Below are 20,420 nucleotides of genomic sequence, written 5' to 3' on the forward strand. Positions count from 1 at the left end.
GTGAATGTGGGGGGCATCAATCAAGCCCAGCGGTGGATCGTTACGGTTGGAGTAATGAAATACCAGTGGCTGCTGTATTCAAGCCAAATGAACATTAAAAGGTGGGAGCTGGCTTGCCTGCGATGGCGGTGGGTCAGCTGTGGATAGGTCAACTGACAGTCCGCCATCGCAGGCAAGCCAGCTCCCACATTTGATTGACGGTGTTGCGAGGGCTCGCGTCATTCCCACCGATGAATAGCCAACACTTCTTCCACTTTGCCCAGCAGCATCGTCGCGCCTTCCATCAACTGCCCAAGCAACGCCTCATCCTCATCCATATATCCTTCATATTCCGCCAGGTTGCGGCGCTCATGACACAGCGCCAATAACCTCACCTGCACCTTATTGGCGTCGACGGTATGAATCAGGCATTGAAAAACCAAATAGCGTTTGTCCGAGCGATACCCGCGCAGGCGCAGAGCTGTGAGCGCGATAGCGTGGGCGGCGTTGTACGCCAAGTCGAAACGACTGGCGAATGCTAACTGCGGGTTACCTGCATCCCTCAACCGATCCCGCGCCGAGCGCATCAGCCCATCACACTCTTTGCGATCCGGTGGCTCAGCCTTCAAGCCACCGCTACGTTGCAGGTTCTCCAGGTTTGCCTTGCTGTCCATCCATGGACTCCTGAGGGTTGCCCCCCATCAGATTGATCTTGTCCTGCTGCACGACCCGCTGCACAAAACTGTTCCCGGCATTCCATTTGCTGGTCCAGTCGTCAGGGGTGTAAAGCGTCGGGTTGATGGTGCGGCCCAGCTGTTCTTCCAGCGGCATGAGCTGCTCCATGACTTCACTGTAGTTGAGGCTTTGGCCGATCAGCATCAGATCTATGTCACTGGATGAGTGCGCCTCGCCCTTGGCAATGGAGCCGTAGATGAAAGCCCAGGTTATCTGCTCGGCGAATGGTGCCAATGCATTGCGCAAGGGTTCGTCCAGGCTCAGGGTCTTGCGCACGATGGCCAACAACTCCGAGTAAATCGGGCATTGGGGGTTGGCTTGGTAGTGGGTCTGATTGCCTTGGCGCGTCATGCTCAAGATGCCCGCCAGCTGCAAACGCTCCAGCTCGCGGGTGAGGCTGCCTTTGCCCACTTGAGCCGAGCGTGCGATTTCATTGGTGTAGAAACTTTGCCCGGGCTTGCCGTACAGCAGGCCCAGCACTTTTTGCTGGGTGTTGGTGAAGAGTGCGGTGCTGAGCGGCAAGGTTTGCATGGCTGCGGCCAAAGAGTCCCAAAAAGGGAACGATAGGTCCCTTTTTGGGAACGATCAAGTCATCCGCGACCTGCGGCTACTTTCAGGCTGCCGCACAGAGCTCCCACATGTGTTCGGTGGTGCTAGTTAGATAGCGGTCCCTTTTCGGGAACGCTTAGGCAGGGCTGACTTGTTCCAGTGCTCTATCGACCAACAGCTGACTCAGCTCTGCCATTTGCTGAATTCCGAGCATGATTGCGCGCTGGGAAGTATTCAGCTCAAAGGCCAGACTGCAGGTCATGGCATTTAGCGATGCAAGGGTTTCACTGGCATTGGCCAACAGGGTTTCGGCGCTTTGGTTAGGGTGTACGGTGAAGAGATGGGACGAGGTCGAATTCGACATAATGTGCAGTTCCTAAACGAATCATTGAGGAACGCCTTTGGATCTAGGCGTTTTAGGCGCCTAAACAGATTTCTCGGACTTGCACGTCCGTGTCACCGTTTTTCGATGACGGGACGAAGACTAGCCGCCATGACTACCCACAACAAGTTCATGCACAGCCCGAAATCTTGCAGGAAAAATCCGAAGGCACCCTCCTAGCTTGATCATTCCGACAGGCCGCCAGGAATGCTCCGACAGACTTTTCAGGTTGTTGCTCGGAACCAGCCTCTCTAGCCTTTCCCGTCCGAATCGTGCCACGGACAGACATCATGAATCCGACCGTTAAACCCGATAAAAGACCATTGCAGAGTGTGATGTATCACATCACAATCGCGCCATGATCGTCAGTTGGAAACATAAGGGGCTCAAGGCCTTCTATGAGTCCGGTTCAACCAGAGGCATTAACGCAAATCACGCAAAACGCTTGCGCCGCGTTCTGTTTATTCTGGACAAAGCTGAACACCCTGAAGCATTGGATCTGCCCGGATGGCGCTTCCATCGATTGAAAGGCGACCTCATCAACTATTGGTCCGTCAGCATAAGTGGTAACTGGCGCATCATTTTTCGAATGTTCGACGACCAAGTTGAACTGGTCGATTATCTTGACTACCACTGAGTAAAGGTATCGATATGGGTATGCACAACCCACCTCACCCAGGTGAAATCCTGCTTGAAGATGTGATCCCGGCCTTGGGCATTACCATCACCGAAATGGCACGACGCCTGGGCTTTGCCCGCGAGACATTTTCAAGGATCTTGCATGGGCATGCGCCTGTCAGCCCAGACCTTGCCGTGAGGTTGGAGCGGGCTGGTGTGAGTACCGCGCAGCTATGGTTGTCGATGCAAAGTGCCTACGATTTGTGGCAGGCCGAGCATCGGGAGCAGCCAGTGATTGAGCGGTTTGCGCGGATTGATTGAGGTCTTGAGCCGAACACATTCAGTGTGGGAGCTGGCTTGCCTGCGATGGCGGTGGGTCAGCTATGAAGTTGTCGGCTGACAGTCCGCTATCGCAGGCAAGCCAGCTCCCACATTGGAACTCCACAAGGCTTGGGTTCAGGCCAGGCCGGACTCGACCAACAACGCTTCCAACCCCATCAAATCCGGCACCTTCGCCACATGCTCGCCCACCTGCACCGCCGCAAGTTCCAGGGGGCACAGTGGCACGTCTACGTAGCTCAACTCGCTGTCGAGCTTGTACGAGCGGGGAATGCCCTGGATCACCAGCGCAATAAACTTCAACGTCGGCCGCCCGCCCAGCGCATTCAGCACCACGATGCGCGAGCGCTCGGCGGTCAAGATCGCTTCGCCGCACACCGCTTCAAAGCTGATCAGGGGTATTTGCCGGTCGCGCCAGGTCACTTGCCGCAGGTACCACGGCGGCGCATCGCTGGCCGGTTCGCCGCGCTGGAAGTCGATCAGCTCGGCCACGGCCACATTGGGCAACACCAGATGCCGGTCGGCCAGGGGTAACAACAATCCGGTAAGTTGGCTGGTGCGGTGGTCAAGCATGGGACTTGCTCCAGTAGGCGATGCTTTCCAGCAGCACCGACTCTTGGTACGGCTTGCCGAGGTAGTCGTTGACGCCGATGGCCATGGCGCGGTCGCGGTGTTTTTGGCCGGTGCGCGAGGTGATCATGATGATCGGCAGGCGCATCAGGCGCGGGTCGTTGCGCACCTGGATCGCCACTTCGAAGCCGTCCATGCGCGGCATTTCGATGTCGAGCAGCATCAGGTCCGGGGTGTGTTCTTCGAGCAAGGCGATAGCGTCGACGCCGTCTTTGGCGGTGAGCACGTTCATGCCGTTGCGTTCCAGCAGGCGGCTGGTGACTTTGCGCACGGTGACCGAATCGTCCACCACCAGCACCAGCAGCGGGCGCTTTTTCAGCGGGTCGTTGAGGATCAGCGGCGCGTCGATCGCCTGGGCCGGCAAGGTCGGTTGGCGTGCACGGATGTGCGCGAGCAGATCAATGATCAGCACCACGCGGCCATCACCCAGGATGGTCGCGCCGGACAAGCCCTGCACGCCCGCAAACTGCGGCCCCAGGCCCTTCACCACTATCTCCCGCGTACCGACCATGGCATCCACCTGCACCGCCACGCGCCGTTCGTTGTAGTGCACCAGCAGCATCGGCACCGGCTGGTATTGGCCGAGCAATTTCGGGCGGCTGACGGTATGCAGCAGGTCGCCAAGGTAGAACAATTCGTAACGCTGGCCGCCATATTCATAACGCGGCGGGTCTTGCTGATAGTGCCCGGCCAGTTCGTGGGGCAGCACACGCACCAAGCCTTCGATGGTGTTGAGCGGGATCGCATATTGATCGTCCGCGCACTGCACCATCAGCGCCCGGTTGACCGACACGGTAAACGGCAGGCGAATACGAAAGTGCACGCCCGCTCCGGGCGTGGAGTCAATCACCATCGAGCCGCCAAGCTGGCGCACTTCTTCGTGCACCACGTCCATGCCCACGCCGCGCCCGGAAATCTGGGTGATTTTCTCCGCCGTCGAGAAGCCCGGTTGCAGGATGAACTGCAGCACGTCACGGTCGCTGATCTCTTGATGGGGGCCGAGCAGGCCGCGCTTGATCGCCTTGCGCCGCACCGCGTCCAGCGGCACGCCGGCGCCGTCGTCGCGCATGTCGAACACGATATCGCCGCCTTCGTGGGTCAGGTCCAAGGTGATACGACCCTTTTCCGGTTTGCCCGCCAGCACACGTGCTTCGCGGGACTCCAGGCCATGGTCGACGGCGTTGCGCAGCATGTGTTCCAGCGGCGCGGCCATACGCTCCAGCACGTTGCGGTCCATCTCGCCTTCGGCATTGCCGACCACGAACTCCACGTCCTTGCCCAATTCCTGCGCCACCTGCCGCACGATGCGCTTGAGGCGCGGCAGCATGCGTTCAAACGGCACCATGCGGGTGCGCATCAAACCCTCTTGCAGCTCGGTGTTGATACGCGCCTGTTGCTGCAACAGGTTGTACGCATCCTGGTTGCGGCGGTCGAGGGTTTCCTTGAGGTCCAGCAGGTCGGAAGCGGACTCGGACAGCGCACGGGACAGTTGCTGCAACTGCGAGTGGCGGTCCATTTCCAGCGGGTCGAATTCTTCATAACCCAAGCGCTCGGCCTCCGCCTGCTGACGGCTGAGGATACGGCCCTGGGTTTCGCTGTCGAGGCGGCGCAGTTGGTCGCGCATGCGCTCGATGGTGGTTTCGACCTCGTTGAGGGCCGTGCGCGCATCATTGACCTGCTGCTCGATGCGCCCCCGGAAGATCGAGGTTTCGCCGGCCAGGTTGACCAGATCATCGAGCAAATCGGCGGAGATTTTCACCATGTCCGCAGCCGGGTCGACCGCCGCTTCGGCCTTACCGACGGGCAGTGCAACCGGCGCCAGCGGCTCATCGCTCGGGTGTACCAGGCTCTTGATCCGCTCGATCAGCTTGTCCACCGAGCCCACCGGTAAACCGTCCGCCACGGCATCGATCATCTGCGCCAAGCGGTCGTGGCAACCTTGCAGCAGCGAAAACAGTTCCGGCGACGGCGCCAGCAAACCGGCCGACAACCCTTCGTAGAGAAACTCCAGCTCATGGGCCAGATCGCCAATCGGCCCGATTTCGACCATGCGCGCGCCGCCCTTGAGGGTGTGCAGGTCGCGCAGCAAGGTTTCCACTTCCTGGCGATTGTTCGGCTCGGCCTGCCAACGCACCAGCGCGCTGCCGGAGCTGTCGAGAATATCGGCGGCTTCTTCAAGGAAAATTTCCAGCAACTCGGGGTCGGCCGTCGCCACTTCGGGGGCTGCGACCGGGGCCGCGGGCGTGCTGCTGTGGCGCAACTCGCGCAGTTGCGCGATCAAGTCGCTGGAGTCGCTGAGGGGTTGTTGGTCTTGCAGTTGATCCAGCTGCAAGGCCAGCCGCTCGTGACTGGCCATCAACACTTGGGACAACTCAGTGGAGTAACTGTAACGGCGGTCCACCAAACCTTCGTAGAGGCCTTCCAACTCATGGGCGAGGTCGCCAATCGGGCCGATTTCGGCCATGCGCGCGCCACCCTTGAGGGTGTGCAAATCTCGCTGCAATGAAGACAACGGCGCGGCGCTGTCGGGCTCCAGCAGCCAACGCTTGAGCGACTGCCCGGCGCTGTCGAGGATGTCCACGGCTTCTTCGAGGAAGATCTCGACGATCTCATCGTCCATCGCCGTGTCCTGGCTCAACTGCGCCGTGGCCGCGCCCAATTCAGCGATGCTGAGTGTACGGCTGCCGTTGCTTTTGATCAGGCCGGTGGCCGACGGGTCGAGGGCTTCATCGAGCAATTCGCGCAGGGCCTGCACCCGCGCCGGCGCCGGGCTGATTTCCTGCCCCGCCGCCAACTGGTCGAGCATGTTGATCAGCGCGTCATGGGCCTGTTCAGCCTCGTGGAAAAACCGCTCGCTGACCGCCAGGCTGCTCTCCTCCACCGCGCCGTAGAGGTCAAGCAAGGCTTCGCAGAGTTCGTCGATGCTGTGCAGGTCGGCGATATGCGCGCCCTCGCCCAAGGTGGTCAACTCGTCCAGCAGCGCGGTGAGTTCCTGACGTTCGCCGGGATGCTGTTGCCAGCGGCGCAACAGGCTTTCGGCGTCGAGCAGAATGTCCATGCCCTGGGCCAGGAAGTTGGCGATCAACTGCGGGTCGCGTTTGATGCGCAGGCCCGTGTTCGGCGCATCGAGCAAGGCTTGCAGTTGTTGGTCGAGCAGGCGTTGGGTGCGGCTGATCAGGTCCGGCGCACCTTTGATCGGCACCAGCGGGTCGCTGTCCAGTTGACGCAGGCCGCGCTGGAACAACCCTTCGGCTTCCAGCAGCAGTTCCACTTCGTCCAGGTCCAGCGGCAGGCGGTGGGCCTTGTACTCACGGGTCAGGTGATCCAGCGGCCGCGCCAGTTCGGCAATCGGCAATACGCCGGCCATGTAGGCACTGCCTTTGAGGGTGTGCAGGGCGCGTTGCAGCTCATCGCTGACTTGCAGCGGCACATGCTCGGCGGCCTGTTGCAGGAAGTGGTTGATGCTCTCCAGGTGGCTCTGGGCTTCGTTGCGGAAGATCTCCAGCAGCATCGGGTCGTGAGGCTCGGCCTTAGCACTGCCACTGGTCTCTGTTGCACTGCCACTGGCGAGGGCATGGGCACGGGCAGCCAGGGCGTCGACTTCATCGCGCTGGTGTTGGTCGTCGGTGGCGAAGTCGGCGATCAATTCGGGCAGCAGGGCCACCGCTTCATCCAGCACGTGTTGCACGTCGGGGTCGAGGGCCACGCTGCGTTCGAGCACGCGATTGAGCAGGTTTTCCACGGCCCAGGCCAGCTCGGCCAGCACCAGCGCGCGGACCATGCGGCCACTGCCTTTCAACGTATGGAAGGCCCGGCGCATTTCGCCCTGGGCGGTTTTGTCGGCGCTATTGGGCAGGTGGCGGTGCAGCACGTCGAGGACTTCGTCGGTCTCTTCGAGGAAGACTTCACGCAGTTCATCGTCGATGGGTTCTTCATCGGCCGGCGGCGGCAGCAAACTGCCGGGGCGATGCAGCGCCGGTGGGTTCAAGCGCGTGATGGGGCTTGCCAAGGCATCGAACTGGGACTGGCTCGGCGTGCTGTCGGCCGACAATGCACCCTCTGGCGCAACCAGCGCCTGACGCCAGGGTTTCTCGGCGGGCAGGTAACCCAGCGCGGCCAAGCCCTGGGTGGCCAGTTCCAGCACGCGTTCGCCCGCGGCGTCAGAGTCCTGGAGCATGCGTTCCAGGTAGTACTCAAGGCTGCTGATCACCTCGGCAAAATGCGCCAACTGCGCCTGGGTCGGCGGCGCGTCGTTGACCATCAACTGTTCGTCGACGTAATCGGTGCAACCGCGCATCAGGCTCGCTGCGCGTGGCAGTGGAATCATCGCCAAGGCGCCGCGCACCTGGCTGAGCAGCTCCGGCAGCGATTCCAGGCGTTGGCGGTCCCAGTCGGCTTCGATGCAGTCGATCACCAGTTCTTTGGCCTGGCGCAGGCATTGGCACGACTCGCGGATCACCAGTTGATGAATCTGCGTCAGGTCGGTGGTGGGCAGGCGGCTTTCTTCGCGGCTTTCCGGTTCAACGGTGCCGACCATGCCCGCCAGCGTGGCCTCGACGTAGAGCAAGGCGCCGGCGACGTCCATCAGTACGGCGTCATTGGGTTCGCGGTGACCTTGCACCAGGCTCAACACCACGGCGAGCTGGTCGATGATCACCTTGCGCGGCTGGCCGAAGCCCAGCACGGCCAAGGTATCGGCGATTTGCCGCAATGGCGCCAGCAGCGCATCCAGGTCGTCGGTGTGTTGGCGGTCGCTGCGCACGAACAAGTCGAGGCGCTCCTTGACCCGCACCAGTTCCTCACACAATGCGCCAAGCACCGAGCCCATGGCATTGCGATCCGGCCCAGCCAGGCGCGCCCGTTCGGCGTCGACCACGGCACTGTCGGGCAAGGCCTCATCCAGGCCATAACGTTCCTTCAGGCTTTGCATGCGCGGCGTCGGCCGGGTGACCTTGGCCACATAAAACAGCAGGCTCTTGAGCAATTCGTCGGGCGCAGGCTGGTTGATACCGCCAATACCCTGGGCCAGCAGGCGCTTGAGTTGCTTGTCACTGGCCTTGAGCAGGCTGCGCAGCGCCGGGCTGTTGGCGATTACGCCAGTGAGCATGCCTTCGACCAGCGCCGAGGTGACTTGCCACAACGGCAACAGCGGAGCGCCCTGGCACAGCGCTTCGAGGCGCGCAAACACGCGCGCCATGTCTTCCAGGTTGCTCGGGCCATGGTCTTCGCGCAGCAGACCGGCCAAGGCTTGTTGCAAAAGGTGGTGCCACTGGCGCAGTTGTTCGTGCAGTTCTGGCACTGCGCGCTGGGCCAGGGCTTCGTCGGGCAACGGTGCAATCGACAGCAGTTGCGGGCTGAACAGGCTGGTTTCCGACAACAGGCTTTCGCCGCGCGCGCTGCGCAGGTCGTTGAGCAGTGGCAACACCACCAGCGGCAGGTCGCGGCGGGCGCTGTGTACGCGGTCCAGATACAACGGCAATTGGCTGAGGGCTTGTTGCAGCAGGCGGATGCTTTCATCGCGCTGGCCGACGCGCTCGGCTTGCAGGGCCAGGGAGAGTTCTTCGATCTCTTCGGCGAGCAGGGCTGCGCCGTAAAACTCGACCATCTGCAGCGCGCCATGCACTTGGTGGATGGCGGCCAGGCACTCGGCGATGGCGTCGCTGTCGTGGGTTTCGACAAACGCATCCAGCGCCGAACGGGCCTGTTTCAGGGTTTCGGCAATGTCGCCCTTGACCCATTCGAGGGCCACGTAGTCGTGCCGATCAACCATAACTGCTCCGCTTAAAATTTATGAGTTGCTGGTGTTGCCAAAAAACAATGGAGATCACCTGTGGGAGCTGGCTTGCCTGCGATGGCGGACTGTCAGTTGATACCTATGCAACTGACCCACCGCTATCGCAGGCAAGCCAGCTCCCACATCAGATAGCATTTCAATCATCGGCCTGTTTAGGCGGCGGCAGGGTGAAACCCGATACCGACCGGCGCAACTGGCTGGCCATTTTTGCCAGGTTGCCGATGCTTTCCGCCGTGGCCGTAGAACCCGACGACGTCTGCGTGGTGATCTGCTGAATCACATTCATCGTCAGCGAAATTTGCCCCGCCGATGAGGTCTGTTGCTGCGCCGCATTCGAGATGCTTTGAATCAACGCCGCCAGGGTCTTCGACACGCCTTCGATCTCTTCCAGCGCCACGCCCGCGTCCTGGGCCAGCCGCGCGCCGCGCACCACTTCGGTGGTGGTCTGCTCCATGGAGATAACCGCTTCGTTGGTGTCGGCCTGAATCGCCCGCACCAGGGTTTCGATTTGCCGGGTGGCGGCGGATGAGCGCTCGGCCAGCCGCTGTACTTCGTCGGCCACCACCGCAAAACCGCGCCCGGCGTCACCGGCCATGCTCGCCTGGATGGCGGCGTTGAGGGCGAGGATGTTGGTCTGGTCGGCAATGTCGTCGATCAGGCTGACGATGTCGCCAATCTCCTGGGAAGATTCGCCCAGGCGTTTGATACGTTTGGCGGTGTCCTGGATCTGTTCGCGAATGTTGTCCATGCCATGGATGGTGTTGTGCACCACCTCGTTGCCCTTGTTGGCGATTTCCACCGAGCGCTCCGCCACGGCCGAAGATTCGGCGGCGTTGGCCGACACTTGATCGATGGACTGCGCCATCTGGTTGATCGCCGTAGAGGCTTCGGCGATCTGCTGGGCTTGGTGCTCCGAAGCCTGGGCCAGGTGCATGGCGGTGGCTTGGGTGTCCTGCACCGCACCGGCCACTTGCCCGGCGGTGAGGTTGATGGTGGCGACCAGATCGCGCAGTTGGTCCACGGAGTAGTTGATGGAATCGGCGATGGTGCCGGTGAAGTCCTCGGTGACAGAGGCGGTCACGGTGAGGTCGCCGTCGGCCAGGTCTTCGATTTCATCGAGCAGGCGCATGATCGCGTTCTGATTGCGCTCGTTCTTCTCGGCGGTTTCATGCAGTTGGCGGTTGGTTTCGCGCACCATCACCAGGCCGATCAGAATAATCGAGGCCAGCGCCAGCAAACCCAGCACATACCCGCCAATGGTGTCGAAACTGCGCCCGCTGGCGAGGTTTTCAAACCCGGTGGCCAAGTGCGAGGCTTCATCGAGCAGGGTTTGCGACAGGTTGAAGATATTGCTCGCCGAGGCCCGTACCTGGAACAGCTGCGGCGAGGTTTCGAGGATTTCATCCACGGAGCCGGAGACAAACTCGAACAGCTCCGAAATTTCCGCCAGCCGCGCGCGGGCGTCATGGTCTTCAACCTGGGTAATGCGCAAGCCCGGGTTGCCATTGAGCATGCCGTTGAGCACCACACCGAAGCGGCTGGCATCGCGACCAAAAGCATCAGCGGCCTGCACGGCGGTTTCGTCGCCCGCCAGCACCGTGTTGACCGCGCCTAAAATGCGCTCAGCCAACAGCGACTGGCGTTGCGCCAACGCTACCTGGCTGGCCGGTGCGCCACGTTGCAGCAGGATATCAACGACCTTTTCCGACTCCATCTGCAATTGCGGCACGGTTTCGGCGAGGGTCGCGGCCACTTGATGCAGGGACAGCACGGTTTGCTCGCTGGCGAGGATCGCGTCGGTGTTTTTCAGCAGCGCTTCCCAGTCGGTCTGAACCGCGCGCATTTCCGCCCGAACCGCACTGGGCGCGGCGGGCAGGCCGGTGTCGGTATCACCTTTTTTCAGGTAGCCCCAGCGTTGGGCAAAGTCGTTGCGCGCATCGCCCAGCAATTTAAACGCGGCGGCCTTGCCGGCAGCGGCCTCGGTGGCGTTTTTGGCGATGCGTTGGGACAGCACACGCAGCTCACCGGCGTGGCCGATGTACTGCTTGTCATAGGTGGACTGGGTGTTGAGGTACGCGAAGTTGGCAAACAGCAGCATGATGAACACGATCAGTGCGATAAACAGCACGATGATCTGTGAGCGGCTGCGCGACGCGGCCTGGGGTTTGGGCGTGATGACGGTGGTCATGCGGCAACATCCATGAAGCCCGGGGCCTGGGCCAGAGCGAAGGGGCTGAAGACTTGCCACAACTGATCGCTGTCGAACTCGCCCTGGATAAACGGCGCGGCTGGAGCAGTACTCACCAACAATGCGTCTTGTGCGAAATGCTGCATGCCTACCACCTCGTCTACCAGCAGCCCGACAAACAGGTCGTTGTACTCGACCACCAGCACCCGCCGCTGCTTGCGTGCCTTGGACAGTTCCAGGCCAAGAAAACCGCCCAGGTCCATCACCGGCAGCAAACGCCCGCGCAGGTTGGCCACGCCTTTGACCCACGGCTTGACGCCGGGCATCAGCGTACAACGCGGCTCATGCAGCACTTCGGCGACTTCGCCCATCGGCGCCACGTACCAGTGGGGGCCCAGGCGAAAGCCAATCCCGCTCCAGCGATGCAGGCGGGCTTCCTGGGACGGCAGGTCGGCGGCCAGCAGGCGGCAGCGGCGGTCGATGTCCAGCAGCAGCTCGAAGGCGGTTTGCGACTCGGTCATGATCGCGAGCCTTTAGCCGGCCAGTACCTTGTTCAAGGTGGCGATCAGGGTGTCTTCGTCCACCGGCTTGGTCAGGTAATCCTTGGCACCCTGGCGCGCGCCCCAGATCTTGTCGGTTTCCTGATCCTTGGTGGTGATGATGATGATCGGAATGCCGTTGGTTTCCGGCTCCTTGGACAGCTGGCGGGTTGCCTGGAAGCCGTTGAGGCCCGGCATCACGATGTCCATCAGCACGGCGTCGGGTTTTTCCTGACGGGCCAGGGCCACGCCGTCCGCGCCGTTTTCGGCCTTGAGCACCACGTGGCCATGCTTTTCGAGCATGCCGGTGAGTTTGTACATTTCAGTCGGCGAATCGTCGACGATCAGAACGCGTGCCATGGTTTTCCCCACTACATTGGTCGGCGCCGGCCCTTGTGAGGCGGCGTCAGTGTGCTTGTTCTACTGCGGCGAACCCAGGCACGTAAGCCTTGATTGCACCCAGCAGTTCTTCCTTGCTGAAAGGCTTGGTCAAAAACTGATCGACACCGACGATGCGCCCCTTGGCCTTGTCGAACAGGCCGTCTTTGGACGACAGCATGATCACCGGGATCGACTTGAACGCCGGGTTGTTCTTCACCAGGGCGCAGGTCTGGTAGCCATCCAGGCGCGGCATCATGATGTCGACAAAGATAATGTGCGGGTGATGATCAACAATCCGGGCCAGGGCATCGAAACCGTCGATGGCCGTGATCACATCGCAGCCCACGTTCTTCAACAGCGTCTCGGCCGTGCGGCGGATCGTTTTTGAATCGTCGATCACCATCACTCTCAAGGCGTTGGAATGCTGTTCCATATCTGCTCTACCATCGCCACAGCGAATCGGTTTTCGGTGTGTACTGCCTGATGTTGCACAGGATGAGCGCCGCAAGCCTTGGAATTCAAGGGCTGCTGCGCCGTGGCAGTCTTTTTAGCACAGTCTCCGGGCGCAATCTATCGAGCAACCGGCCAGGTGGTTTTTCCTTGACCCACAACAGCCGCAGCGCCACTCTGACGCCACTTTTATGCGCCCTAATTTGCTAGAGGAAATCCCCCATGAGCGTTCGCGTCGGCATTGTCATGGACCCTATCGCCAGCATTTCCTATAAAAAGGACAGCTCGCTGGCCATGCTCCTGGCCGCCCAGGCCCGCGGCTGGACCCTGTTCTATATGGAGCAGCGCGATCTTTACCAGGGCGACGGCGAAGCCCGCGCACGCATGCGCCCGCTGCAGGTGTTTGCCAACCCGGAGAAGTGGTTTGAGCTGTCGGACGAAATCGACAGCCCGTTGAGCGATCTGGACGTGATCCTGATGCGCAAAGACCCGCCGTTCGACATGGAATTCGTCTACTCCACTTACCTGCTGGAACAGGCCGAGCGCGCCGGCGTGCTGATCGTCAACAAGCCGCAGAGCTTGCGCGACTGCAATGAAAAGCTGTTCGCCACGCTGTTCCCGCAGTGCACGCCGCCGACCGTGGTCAGCCGCCGTGCCGACGTGCTGCGTGAATTCGCCGCCAAACACGGTGATGTGATCCTCAAACCGCTGGACGGCATGGGTGGCACGTCGATCTTCCGTCATCGCGCCGGCGACCCGAACCTGTCGGTGATCCTGGAAACCCTGACCGCGCTGGGCACCCAGCAGATCATGGGCCAGGCTTATATCCCGGCGATCAAGGACGGCGACAAACGCATCCTGATGATCGACGGCGAGCCGGTGGATTATTGCCTGGCACGTATTCCGGCGGCAGGCGAGACCCGTGGCAACCTGGCGGCCGGTGGTCGTGGTGAGGCACGCCCATTGTCGGACAAAGACCGTTGGATCGCCTCTCAGGTTGGCCCGACCCTGCGGGAAAAAGGCCTGCTTTTTGTAGGACTAGACGTAATTGGTGAGAACCTCACCGAAATCAACGTCACCAGCCCGACCTGTATTCGCGAGATCGACAACGCCTTTGGCACGAACATCGGCGAAATGCTGATGGCAGCCATTGAGCGCAAGCTACAAGCCAAGTGACATAGAACAGCCGGACATCAACCAACATTGCGTTATCATGCGCCACCTGTGAAACGCGCGATGTTGGTTTTTTTGTCATGACACTCCCGTCCGATCTGCCCCCCGAACTCTCCCACAGCGGCGTGCGCCCGGCTGATCGGCTCGGATTTACCCTGTTCCTGGCCGCCCTGATCCACCTCGCCTTACTCCTCGGCCTGGGCTTCACCTACGTCGAGCCCAAGCAGATCAGCAAAACCCTGGAAATCACCCTCGCTACGTTCAAGAGCGAAAAGAAGCCCGAAAAGGCCGATTTTCTCGCCCAGGACAACCAGCAAGGCAGTGGCACCCTCGACAAGAAGGCCGTGCCCAAGACCACCGAAGTGGCGCCCTTCCAGGACAACAAGGTCAATAAAGTCACGCCGCCACCTGCGCCCAAGCCTGAGGTCAAACAGGCCGCGCCCAAGGCTGCCGTGACCACCGTCGCGCCAAAACCGCAAAAAGCTGCAACCCAGCGCGAGAAAGCCAAGACCGAGCCGACGCCTGAGCCCGTCAAACCGGCGCCGACCTTCGACAGCTCACAGCTTTCCGACCAGATTTCCAGCCTCGAAGCCGAACTGGCCAATGAACAACAGCTATACGCCAAGCGCCCGCGCATCTACCGCCTGAATGCCGCGTCGACCATGCGCGACAAAGGCGCCTGGTATAAGGACGAGTGGCGCAAGAAGGTCGAGCGCATCGGCAACCTCAACTACCCGGATGAAGCGCGGCGTCAGCAGATTTACGGCAATTTGCGTCTTCTGGTGTCGATCAACCGCGACGGTTCGTTGTATGAAGTGCAGGTGCTGGAGTCGTCCGGCCAGCCACTGCTGGACCAGGCCGCCCAGCGCATCGTGCGCCTGGCTGCGCCTTTCGCGCCGTTTACCGGTGATTTGAACGACATCGACCGCCTGGAAATCATCCGCACCTGGAAGTTTGCCAGGGGCGATCGGCTGTCCAGCAACTGAGGATCGTTCCCCCTGTGGCGAGGGAGCTTGCTCCCGCTGGGCCGCGCAGCGGCCCCTGCTCTTTGCTTTAAAAGCATGGGACTGCTGCGCAGTCCAACGGGAGCAAGCTCCCTCGCCACAGGTACGAAGTACATCCTTTAATGAAGGGTAAGGGGTGCCCCAGATAACTCCAGCTTGTCAGTTCGCCCCTCCAACGCCACACTAGTTAACATGAAAAATGTCAGCCCGACCTACCTCAAGCACCAATTCCTGATCGCCATGCCCCATATGGCCGACCCGAACTTTGCGCAGACCTTGACCTACATCGTCGAGCACACGGCCAATGGTGCCATGGGGTTGGTGGTCAACCGCCCGCAAGAGCTGAACCTGGCCGATATCCTTGAGCAATTGCGCCCCGAGATCGACCCACCGGCGCGTTGCCAGGGCGTGCCGATCTACATTGGCGGGCCGGTGCAGACCGATCGCGGCTTTGTGCTGCACCCCACCGGGCCGAAGTTTCAGGCCACGGTCGACCTTGAAGGCGTGTCACTGTCCACCTCCCAGGACGTGTTGTTCGCCATCGCCGACGGCGTTGGCCCCGAGCAAAGCGTGATCACCCTCGGCTACGCCGGTTGGGAAGCCGGGCAACTGGAAGCCGAACTGGCCAGCAATGCCTGGCTGACCTGCCCGTTTGACGCCGACATCCTGTTCAACACCGCCAGTGAGCTGCGCCTGGAAGCGGCTGCCGCCAAGCTGCGGGTCAACCTCAGCCTGTTGACCAGCCAGGCGGGGCACGCCTGATGGCTTTGCGCTTGATCCTCGGTTTTGACTACGGCACCAAACAGATCGGCGTAGCGGTCGGCCAGGTGATTACCGGCCAGGCCCGCGAGCTGTGTACCTTGAAAGCCCAGAACGGCGTGCCGGACTGGAACCAGGTTGAAGCCCTGATTAAAGAGTGGAAGCCTGATGCGGTCGTGGTCGGCCTGCCGTTGAACATGGACGGCACTCCCAGCGAGATGTGCCTGCGCGCGGAAAAATTCGCCCGCCGCCTCAATGGCCGCTACAACCTGCCCTTCTATACCCACGACGAACGCCTGACCACCTTCGAAGCCAAGGGTGAGCGCCGCGACCGTGGCGGGCAAAAAGGCAGCTACCGCGACAACCCGGTGGACGCCATCGCCGCCGCCCTGTTGTTACAGGGTTGGCTGGATGAAAACACCGCTTTATTTGAATCCTGACTGACGCGGCTTGCCGCGTCTTTTTACGTTTGAGCCCGGACCTTGTGCGCACCCCGCTGCGCAAGGCCTAGAAGGAGCCACCATGAGCCTGCCCAATCCCACCGAACTGATCAGCCAGATGGCAACGAGCCTCAGCGCCCATCTGCAACACCGTGCCATCAGCGAGCCGCGTTTTATTGGCATCCGCACCGGCGGTGTATGGGTGGCCCAGGCGCTGCTGGAAGAACTGGGCAGCGATTCGCCGCTGGGCACCCTGGATGTGTCCTTTTACCGCGACGACTTCAGCCAGAATGGCCTGCACCCGCAAGTACAGCCCTCGGCGCTGCCATTCGAGGTCGAAGGCCAGCATCTGGTGCTGATCGACGACGTGCTGATGAGCGGCCGCACCATCCGCGCCGCCCTCAACGAGCTGTTCGACTACGGCCGCCCCGCCAGCGTAACCCTGGTGTGCCTGCTGGACCTGGATGCTGGCGAATTGCCGATCAGCCCGGATGTGGTCGGCGCCACACTGTCCCTTGAAGCCCACCAGCGGGTAAAATTGTCCGGTCCCACGCCGCTCGAACTCGAACTGCAAGACCTTGCCCTTTAAACCGCCTTGTACAGAGTCCCCGCGATGACGCCTCTAGATGCCAAGCGCCCGCTGCAGCTCAATGCTCAGGGCCAGTTGCAACACTTCTTGTCCCTCGACGGTTTGCCCCGCGAACTGCTCACCGAAATCCTCGACACCGCCGACTCGTTCCTCGAAGTCGGTGGTCGGGCGGTGAAGAAAGTCCCGCTGCTGCGCGGCAAAACCATCTGCAATGTGTTCTTCGAGAACTCAACGCGCACCCGCACCACCTTTGAACTGGCGGCCCAACGGCTGTCGGCCGACGTGATCACACTGAACGTGTCCACCTCGTCGGCGAGCAAGGGCGAAACCCTGCTCGACACCCTGCGCAACCTGGAAGCCATGGCCGCCGACATGTTCGTGGTACGCCACGGCGACTCCGGCGCCGCGCATTTCATCGCCGAGCACGTGTGCCCGCAGGTGGCAATCATCAACGGCGGCGACGGCCGCCACGCCCACCCGACCCAGGGCATGCTCGACATGCTCACCATTCGTCGGCACAAGGGCAGCTTTGAAAACCTCTCGGTGGCCATCGTCGGCGACATCCTGCACTCGCGGGTGGCGCGTTCGAACATGCTGGCCCTGAAAACCCTGGGTTGCCCGGATATCCGCGTGATCGCGCCGAAAACCCTGCTGCCGATCGGCATCGAGCAATACGGCGTGAAGGTCTACACCGACATGACCGAAGGCCTCAAGGATGTGGACGTGGTGATCATGCTACGCCTGCAGCGCGAGCGCATGTCCGGAGGCCTGTTGCCGAGCGAAGGCGAGTTCTACCGCCTGTTCGGTCTGACTACCGCGCGTTTGGCCGGTGCCAAGCCGGATGCCATCGTGATGCACCCAGGCCCGATCAACCGTGGCGTGGAGATTGAATCGGCGGTGGCCGATGGCCCGCAGTCAGTGATCCTCAACCAGGTGACTTATGGCATCGCCATCCGCATGGCCGTGCTGTCCATGGCCATGAGCGGGCAAACCGCGCAACGTCAATTCGAGCAGGAGAACGCCCAGTGAAGCTCAGCATTCTTGGCGCTCGCGTTATCGATCCGGCCAGCGGCCTGGATCAAGTCACCGATCTACACCTGGAAGCCGGCAAGCTCATCGCCATTGGCGCCGCGCCCGCAGGCTTCAGCGCCAGCCAGAGCATCGACGCCAAAGGTTTGGTAGCCGCGCCTGGCCTGGTGGACCTGAACGTCGCCCTGCGCGAGCCGGGTTACAGCCGCAAAGGCAGCATCGCCAGCGAAACCCGCGCCGCCGCTGCCGGTGGCGTCACCAGCCTGTGCTGCCCGCCGCATACCAAGCCGATCCTGGACACTTCGGCGGTGACCGAGCTGATCCTCGACCGCGCCCGTGAAGCCGGTAATTGCAAAGTGTTCCCCATCGGCGCCCTGAGCAAAGGCCTGGAAGGCGAACAACTTGCCGAGCTGATCGCCCTGCGCGATGCCGGTTGCGTGGCGTTCGGCAACGGCCTGGAGAGTTTTCGCAGCACCCGCACACTGTGCCGTGCGCTGGAATATGCGGCTACGTTCGATCTGACCGTGATCTTCCACTCCCAGGACCGCGACCTGGCCGAAGGTGGCCTGGCCCATGAAGGCGCCGTGGCCAGCTTCCTTGGTTTGCCGGGCATTCCGGAGACTGCCGAGACCGTGGCCCTGGCCCGTGACCTGTTGTTGGTGGAACAAAGCGGCGTACGCGCGCACTTCAGCCAACTCACCAGCGCACGTGGTGTGGCCTTGATCGCCCAGGCCCAGGCGCGCGGCCTGCCGGTAACGGCGGACGTCGCGTTGTATCAGTTGATTTTGACCGATGAGGCGTTGATCGACTTCTCCAGCCTGTATCACGTGCAGCCACCGCTGCGCACGCTGGCCGACCGTGAAGGTTTGCGTGCGGCGGTGAAGTCGGGTGTGGTTTCGGCGATTTCCAGCCATCACCAGCCCCACGAACGGGATGCCAAGCTGGCACCGTTTGGCGCGACAGAGCCAGGCATCAGCAGCGTAGAGCTGTTGTTGCCACTGGCGATGACGCTGGTGGAAGACGGCTTGCTGGACTTGCCGACCCTGCTGGCGCGCCTGAGCGCCGGCCCGGCCGAGGCATTGCGCCTGCCGGCGGGTAAATTGGCGGTGGGTTCGGCGGCGGATCTGGTGTTGTTTGACCCGGCCAGCTCCACGGTTGCCGGGGAGCACTGGCTGTCAAAGGGCGAGAACTGCCCGTTCATCGGCCATAGCCTGCCGGCGACGGTGCGCTACACCTTGGTGGATGGGCGGATTACCTATCAGGCCTGACTCCAGTCTGGAGTGGCCACAGTAAATGTGGGAGCGGGCTTGTCGAATCGGCGCACCGCTGCGATAGCATCACCTCGGTTTGGCTGAAAGACCGAGGAGCCGGTATCGCAGGCAAGCCAGCTCCCACATTTGCATCTCTACATGACCTAAGTGCTTTAGCGGCCGCTGTTGCGCTCGGCATTGCGGATCGAAATCTGCGTATTCAACGTCCAGAAGTCATACAGCACCCCGATCAGGAACAAACCGCCGGTCAGCAGGTAGATCAGGCCGGTGATCCATTTGCCCTGGTACATGCGGTGCAAGCCGAACACACCCAGGAACGCCAACAGAATCCAGGCCACGTTGTATTCGATCGGCCCGGCGGTAAAACGCAGGTCCGCTTCACGGTCCATGGCCGGGATCAGGAACAGGTCGATCAGCCAGCCGATGCCGAACAGGCCGAAGGTGAAAAACCAGATCGTGCCGGTCACGGGTTTGCCGTAATAGAAACGATGCGCCCCGGTAAAACCGAGAATCCAGAGCAGGTAACCGATCACCTTGCTGTGGGTGTCTTGCTGCGTAACATCCTGTCGATAGGTGTTCATGGAGTACCTCTTTTGCCTTGATAGATAAATTTTTTCATTTTCTTTGTGACTTTTTTACGGGCGCCCGACGCACGGCAAATGGTATCTTCCCTCCCGCAAAGCCTTATGCCACCTGACTTCTGTAGGACAATAGCGGCAATTCGTCGCGTTTTTCCTGTATTTGACCCCAGGGTTCAGTCGACAAACGGCCTGAGAACGACACAAAAAGCTGTTATAAAGTTGCGCGCAAACCTAAAAGAGCCACGCCTAATGCGACCATTTTTCAAGACATGGCTAACCATCTGCCTATTAATGCCACTGGCCGCCCACGCCACCAATCGTGAGCAACGTCTTCCTAACGTTAACGGTTTCACCCCTAAAGTTCACAGCACACCCAGCACTGCCAAGTCGGTAAAGCTGACCGTCAACCGCCCGACTCAAGTGAGCAAGGCCCACGGTAAAGCAATCCACGCCCAACTGGCCGTCAACACCAAGCAGAGCAGCAATGTCCTCAGCCGTGCCGTTAACGTGCTCGGTACACCTTATCGTTGGGGCGGCAGCAGCCCAAGTAAAGGGTTCGACTGCAGCGGGTTGGTGAAATATGCGTTTAATGATGTAAAAGCGGTGGATTTGCCCCGCACCTCCAACGCCATGGCTGCCGGCCACGGTTTGAAGGTTGATCGCAAGGACTTGAAACCGGGCGACCTGCTGTTCTTCAAGCTGAAGAGCCGCCAGGTCAACCACGTTGCCATCTACCTGGGCAACGACCGCTTTATCCACGCACCGCGCCGTGGCAAGTCGGTGAGCATCGATACGCTGAAAAAGCCGTTCTGGGACAAGAACTACGTGATTGCCAAGCGTGTTCTGCCTAAAGAGCAGAACAACAACCTGCGGGTTGTTCAGCGCTAAGCCAAAGGACACTGCGCTCCCCATTTGAAATGCAATCAAATGTGGGAGCTGGCTTGCCTGCGATAGCGGACTGCCAGGCTGCCTCTCTGCAAGCTGACACAC

Annotated in this window: 20 protein-coding genes; 10 read left to right on the forward strand and 10 right to left on the reverse strand. The window is 61.1% G+C overall.

Annotated features, from left to right (window positions below; genetic code table 11):
• Positions 1-218: 218 nt before the first annotated feature.
• The 3 genes from PSH96_RS27400 to PSH96_RS27410 form a co-directional block, all read right to left on the reverse strand.
• Positions 219-653, reverse strand: coding sequence for a hypothetical protein (locus PSH96_RS27400; RefSeq protein WP_305456349.1), 435 nt, complete (start codon positions 651-653; stop codon positions 219-221).
• Entirely contained in the window at positions 616-1,245 is a 630-nt protein-coding gene (locus PSH96_RS27405) for a nucleotidyltransferase domain-containing protein (RefSeq protein WP_305456350.1), read from the reverse strand. Before PSH96_RS27405 ends, PSH96_RS27400 begins: the two co-directional genes overlap by 38 nt.
• A 154-nt stretch (positions 1,246-1,399) precedes the next feature.
• Complete coding sequence (locus tag PSH96_RS27410; protein WP_305456352.1) at positions 1,400-1,627, reverse strand: DUF6124 family protein; 228 nt, start codon at positions 1,625-1,627, stop codon at positions 1,400-1,402.
• 376 nt (positions 1,628-2,003) lie between these two features.
• Here PSH96_RS27410 and PSH96_RS27415 point away from each other — a divergent pair, with 376 nt between their 5' ends.
• Positions 2,004-2,282, forward strand: a complete 279-nt coding sequence (locus tag PSH96_RS27415; protein WP_305456354.1) for a type II toxin-antitoxin system RelE/ParE family toxin — start codon at positions 2,004-2,006, stop codon at positions 2,280-2,282.
• 14 nt (positions 2,283-2,296) lie between these two features.
• On the forward strand, positions 2,297-2,584 hold the full coding sequence (locus tag PSH96_RS27420; protein WP_020301914.1) for a HigA family addiction module antitoxin: 288 nt from the start codon (positions 2,297-2,299) through the stop codon (positions 2,582-2,584).
• A 135-nt stretch (positions 2,585-2,719) separates the two neighbouring features.
• Here PSH96_RS27420 and PSH96_RS27425 read toward each other — a convergent pair whose 3' ends face one another.
• The 6 genes from PSH96_RS27425 to pilG all read right to left on the reverse strand — a co-directional run bounded on the left by PSH96_RS27425 (position 2,720) and on the right by pilG (position 12,567).
• Positions 2,720-3,175: a chemotaxis protein CheW gene (locus PSH96_RS27425; protein ID WP_065912199.1), complete on the reverse strand. Its 456-nt coding sequence runs from the start codon at positions 3,173-3,175 to the stop codon at positions 2,720-2,722.
• Complete coding sequence (locus PSH96_RS27430) at positions 3,168-9,002, reverse strand: Hpt domain-containing protein (protein WP_305456357.1); 5,835 nt, start codon at positions 9,000-9,002, stop codon at positions 3,168-3,170. Before PSH96_RS27430 ends, PSH96_RS27425 begins: the two co-directional genes overlap by 8 nt.
• Positions 9,003-9,162: 160 nt before the next feature.
• Entirely contained in the window at positions 9,163-11,214 is a 2,052-nt protein-coding gene (locus PSH96_RS27435; protein WP_305456359.1) for a methyl-accepting chemotaxis protein, read from the reverse strand.
• Positions 11,211-11,735, reverse strand: coding sequence for a chemotaxis protein CheW (locus PSH96_RS27440; RefSeq protein WP_305456361.1), 525 nt, complete (start codon positions 11,733-11,735; stop codon positions 11,211-11,213). Before PSH96_RS27440 ends, PSH96_RS27435 begins: the two co-directional genes overlap by 4 nt.
• 12 nt (positions 11,736-11,747) lie before the next feature.
• The gene (pilH, locus tag PSH96_RS27445; RefSeq protein ID WP_017139442.1) at positions 11,748-12,113 is read right to left on the reverse strand and encodes a twitching motility response regulator PilH; all 366 of its coding nucleotides are present in this window, start codon (positions 12,111-12,113) and stop codon (positions 11,748-11,750) included.
• 46 nt (positions 12,114-12,159) lie between these two features.
• The gene (pilG, locus tag PSH96_RS27450; protein ID WP_010564379.1) at positions 12,160-12,567 is read right to left on the reverse strand and encodes a twitching motility response regulator PilG; all 408 of its coding nucleotides are present in this window, start codon (positions 12,565-12,567) and stop codon (positions 12,160-12,162) included.
• 239 nt (positions 12,568-12,806) lie between these two features.
• Here pilG and gshB point away from each other — a divergent pair, with 239 nt between their 5' ends.
• The 7 genes from gshB (at position 12,807) to PSH96_RS27485 (ending at position 18,846) form a co-directional block, all read left to right on the forward strand.
• On the forward strand, positions 12,807-13,760 hold the full coding sequence (gene gshB / locus PSH96_RS27455; protein ID WP_056857702.1) for a glutathione synthase: 954 nt from the start codon (positions 12,807-12,809) through the stop codon (positions 13,758-13,760).
• A gap of 77 nt (positions 13,761-13,837) precedes the next feature.
• The gene (locus PSH96_RS27460; RefSeq protein WP_305456364.1) at positions 13,838-14,743 is read left to right on the forward strand and encodes an energy transducer TonB; all 906 of its coding nucleotides are present in this window, start codon (positions 13,838-13,840) and stop codon (positions 14,741-14,743) included.
• A gap of 210 nt (positions 14,744-14,953) precedes the next feature.
• Positions 14,954-15,523: a YqgE/AlgH family protein gene (locus PSH96_RS27465; protein WP_017139445.1), complete on the forward strand. Its 570-nt coding sequence runs from the start codon at positions 14,954-14,956 to the stop codon at positions 15,521-15,523.
• Positions 15,523-15,960: a Holliday junction resolvase RuvX gene (gene ruvX / locus PSH96_RS27470; protein ID WP_003213744.1), complete on the forward strand. Its 438-nt coding sequence runs from the start codon at positions 15,523-15,525 to the stop codon at positions 15,958-15,960. The genes PSH96_RS27465 and ruvX overlap by 1 nt, the downstream gene beginning before the upstream one ends.
• 82 nt (positions 15,961-16,042) lie before the next feature.
• On the forward strand, positions 16,043-16,549 hold the full coding sequence (gene pyrR, locus PSH96_RS27475) for a bifunctional pyr operon transcriptional regulator/uracil phosphoribosyltransferase PyrR (RefSeq protein WP_056857700.1): 507 nt from the start codon (positions 16,043-16,045) through the stop codon (positions 16,547-16,549).
• Between the two features lie 24 nt (positions 16,550-16,573).
• Positions 16,574-17,578: an aspartate carbamoyltransferase catalytic subunit gene (locus PSH96_RS27480; protein ID WP_056857699.1), complete on the forward strand. Its 1,005-nt coding sequence runs from the start codon at positions 16,574-16,576 to the stop codon at positions 17,576-17,578.
• Positions 17,575-18,846: a dihydroorotase gene (locus PSH96_RS27485; protein ID WP_138813466.1), complete on the forward strand. Its 1,272-nt coding sequence runs from the start codon at positions 17,575-17,577 to the stop codon at positions 18,844-18,846. The genes PSH96_RS27480 and PSH96_RS27485 overlap by 4 nt, the downstream gene beginning before the upstream one ends.
• A 155-nt stretch (positions 18,847-19,001) precedes the next feature.
• Here PSH96_RS27485 and PSH96_RS27490 read toward each other — a convergent pair whose 3' ends face one another.
• Positions 19,002-19,430: a TM2 domain-containing protein gene (locus PSH96_RS27490; protein ID WP_138813465.1), complete on the reverse strand. Its 429-nt coding sequence runs from the start codon at positions 19,428-19,430 to the stop codon at positions 19,002-19,004.
• Positions 19,431-19,679: 249 nt separating this feature from the next.
• On the opposite strand from PSH96_RS27490, the gene PSH96_RS27495 reads away from it, so the two are divergent.
• Positions 19,680-20,318, forward strand: a complete 639-nt coding sequence (locus PSH96_RS27495; RefSeq protein ID WP_305456369.1) for a C40 family peptidase — start codon at positions 19,680-19,682, stop codon at positions 20,316-20,318.
• Positions 20,319-20,420: the final 102 nt, after the last annotated feature.

The sequence above is a fragment of the Pseudomonas sp. FP2338 genome, assembly GCF_030687515.1.
Lineage (GTDB): Bacteria > Pseudomonadota > Gammaproteobacteria > Pseudomonadales > Pseudomonadaceae > Aquipseudomonas > Aquipseudomonas salomonii.

Coding starts and splice junctions, on each gene's coding strand:
- PSH96_RS27400 (WP_305456349.1), bottom strand. CDS start 653: ATGGACAGCAAGGCAAACCTGGAGAACCTGCAACGTAGCGGTGGCTTG.
- PSH96_RS27405 (WP_305456350.1), bottom strand. CDS start 1,245: ATGCAAACCTTGCCGCTCAGCACCGCACTCTTCACCAACACCCAGCAA.
- PSH96_RS27410 (WP_305456352.1), bottom strand. CDS start 1,627: ATGTCGAATTCGACCTCGTCCCATCTCTTCACCGTACACCCTAACCAA.
- PSH96_RS27415 (WP_305456354.1), top strand. CDS start 2,004: ATGATCGTCAGTTGGAAACATAAGGGGCTCAAGGCCTTCTATGAGTCC.
- PSH96_RS27420 (WP_020301914.1), top strand. CDS start 2,297: ATGGGTATGCACAACCCACCTCACCCAGGTGAAATCCTGCTTGAAGAT.
- PSH96_RS27425 (WP_065912199.1), bottom strand. CDS start 3,175: ATGCTTGACCACCGCACCAGCCAACTTACCGGATTGTTGTTACCCCTG.
- PSH96_RS27430 (WP_305456357.1), bottom strand. CDS start 9,002: ATGGTTGATCGGCACGACTACGTGGCCCTCGAATGGGTCAAGGGCGAC.
- PSH96_RS27435 (WP_305456359.1), bottom strand. CDS start 11,214: ATGACCACCGTCATCACGCCCAAACCCCAGGCCGCGTCGCGCAGCCGC.
- PSH96_RS27440 (WP_305456361.1), bottom strand. CDS start 11,735: ATGACCGAGTCGCAAACCGCCTTCGAGCTGCTGCTGGACATCGACCGC.
- pilH (WP_017139442.1), bottom strand. CDS start 12,113: ATGGCACGCGTTCTGATCGTCGACGATTCGCCGACTGAAATGTACAAA.
- pilG (WP_010564379.1), bottom strand. CDS start 12,567: ATGGAACAGCATTCCAACGCCTTGAGAGTGATGGTGATCGACGATTCA.
- gshB (WP_056857702.1), top strand. CDS start 12,807: ATGAGCGTTCGCGTCGGCATTGTCATGGACCCTATCGCCAGCATTTCC.
- PSH96_RS27460 (WP_305456364.1), top strand. CDS start 13,838: ATGACACTCCCGTCCGATCTGCCCCCCGAACTCTCCCACAGCGGCGTG.
- PSH96_RS27465 (WP_017139445.1), top strand. CDS start 14,954: ATGAAAAATGTCAGCCCGACCTACCTCAAGCACCAATTCCTGATCGCC.
- ruvX (WP_003213744.1), top strand. CDS start 15,523: ATGGCTTTGCGCTTGATCCTCGGTTTTGACTACGGCACCAAACAGATC.
- pyrR (WP_056857700.1), top strand. CDS start 16,043: ATGAGCCTGCCCAATCCCACCGAACTGATCAGCCAGATGGCAACGAGC.
- PSH96_RS27480 (WP_056857699.1), top strand. CDS start 16,574: ATGACGCCTCTAGATGCCAAGCGCCCGCTGCAGCTCAATGCTCAGGGC.
- PSH96_RS27490 (WP_138813465.1), bottom strand. CDS start 19,430: ATGAACACCTATCGACAGGATGTTACGCAGCAAGACACCCACAGCAAG.
- PSH96_RS27495 (WP_305456369.1), top strand. CDS start 19,680: ATGCGACCATTTTTCAAGACATGGCTAACCATCTGCCTATTAATGCCA.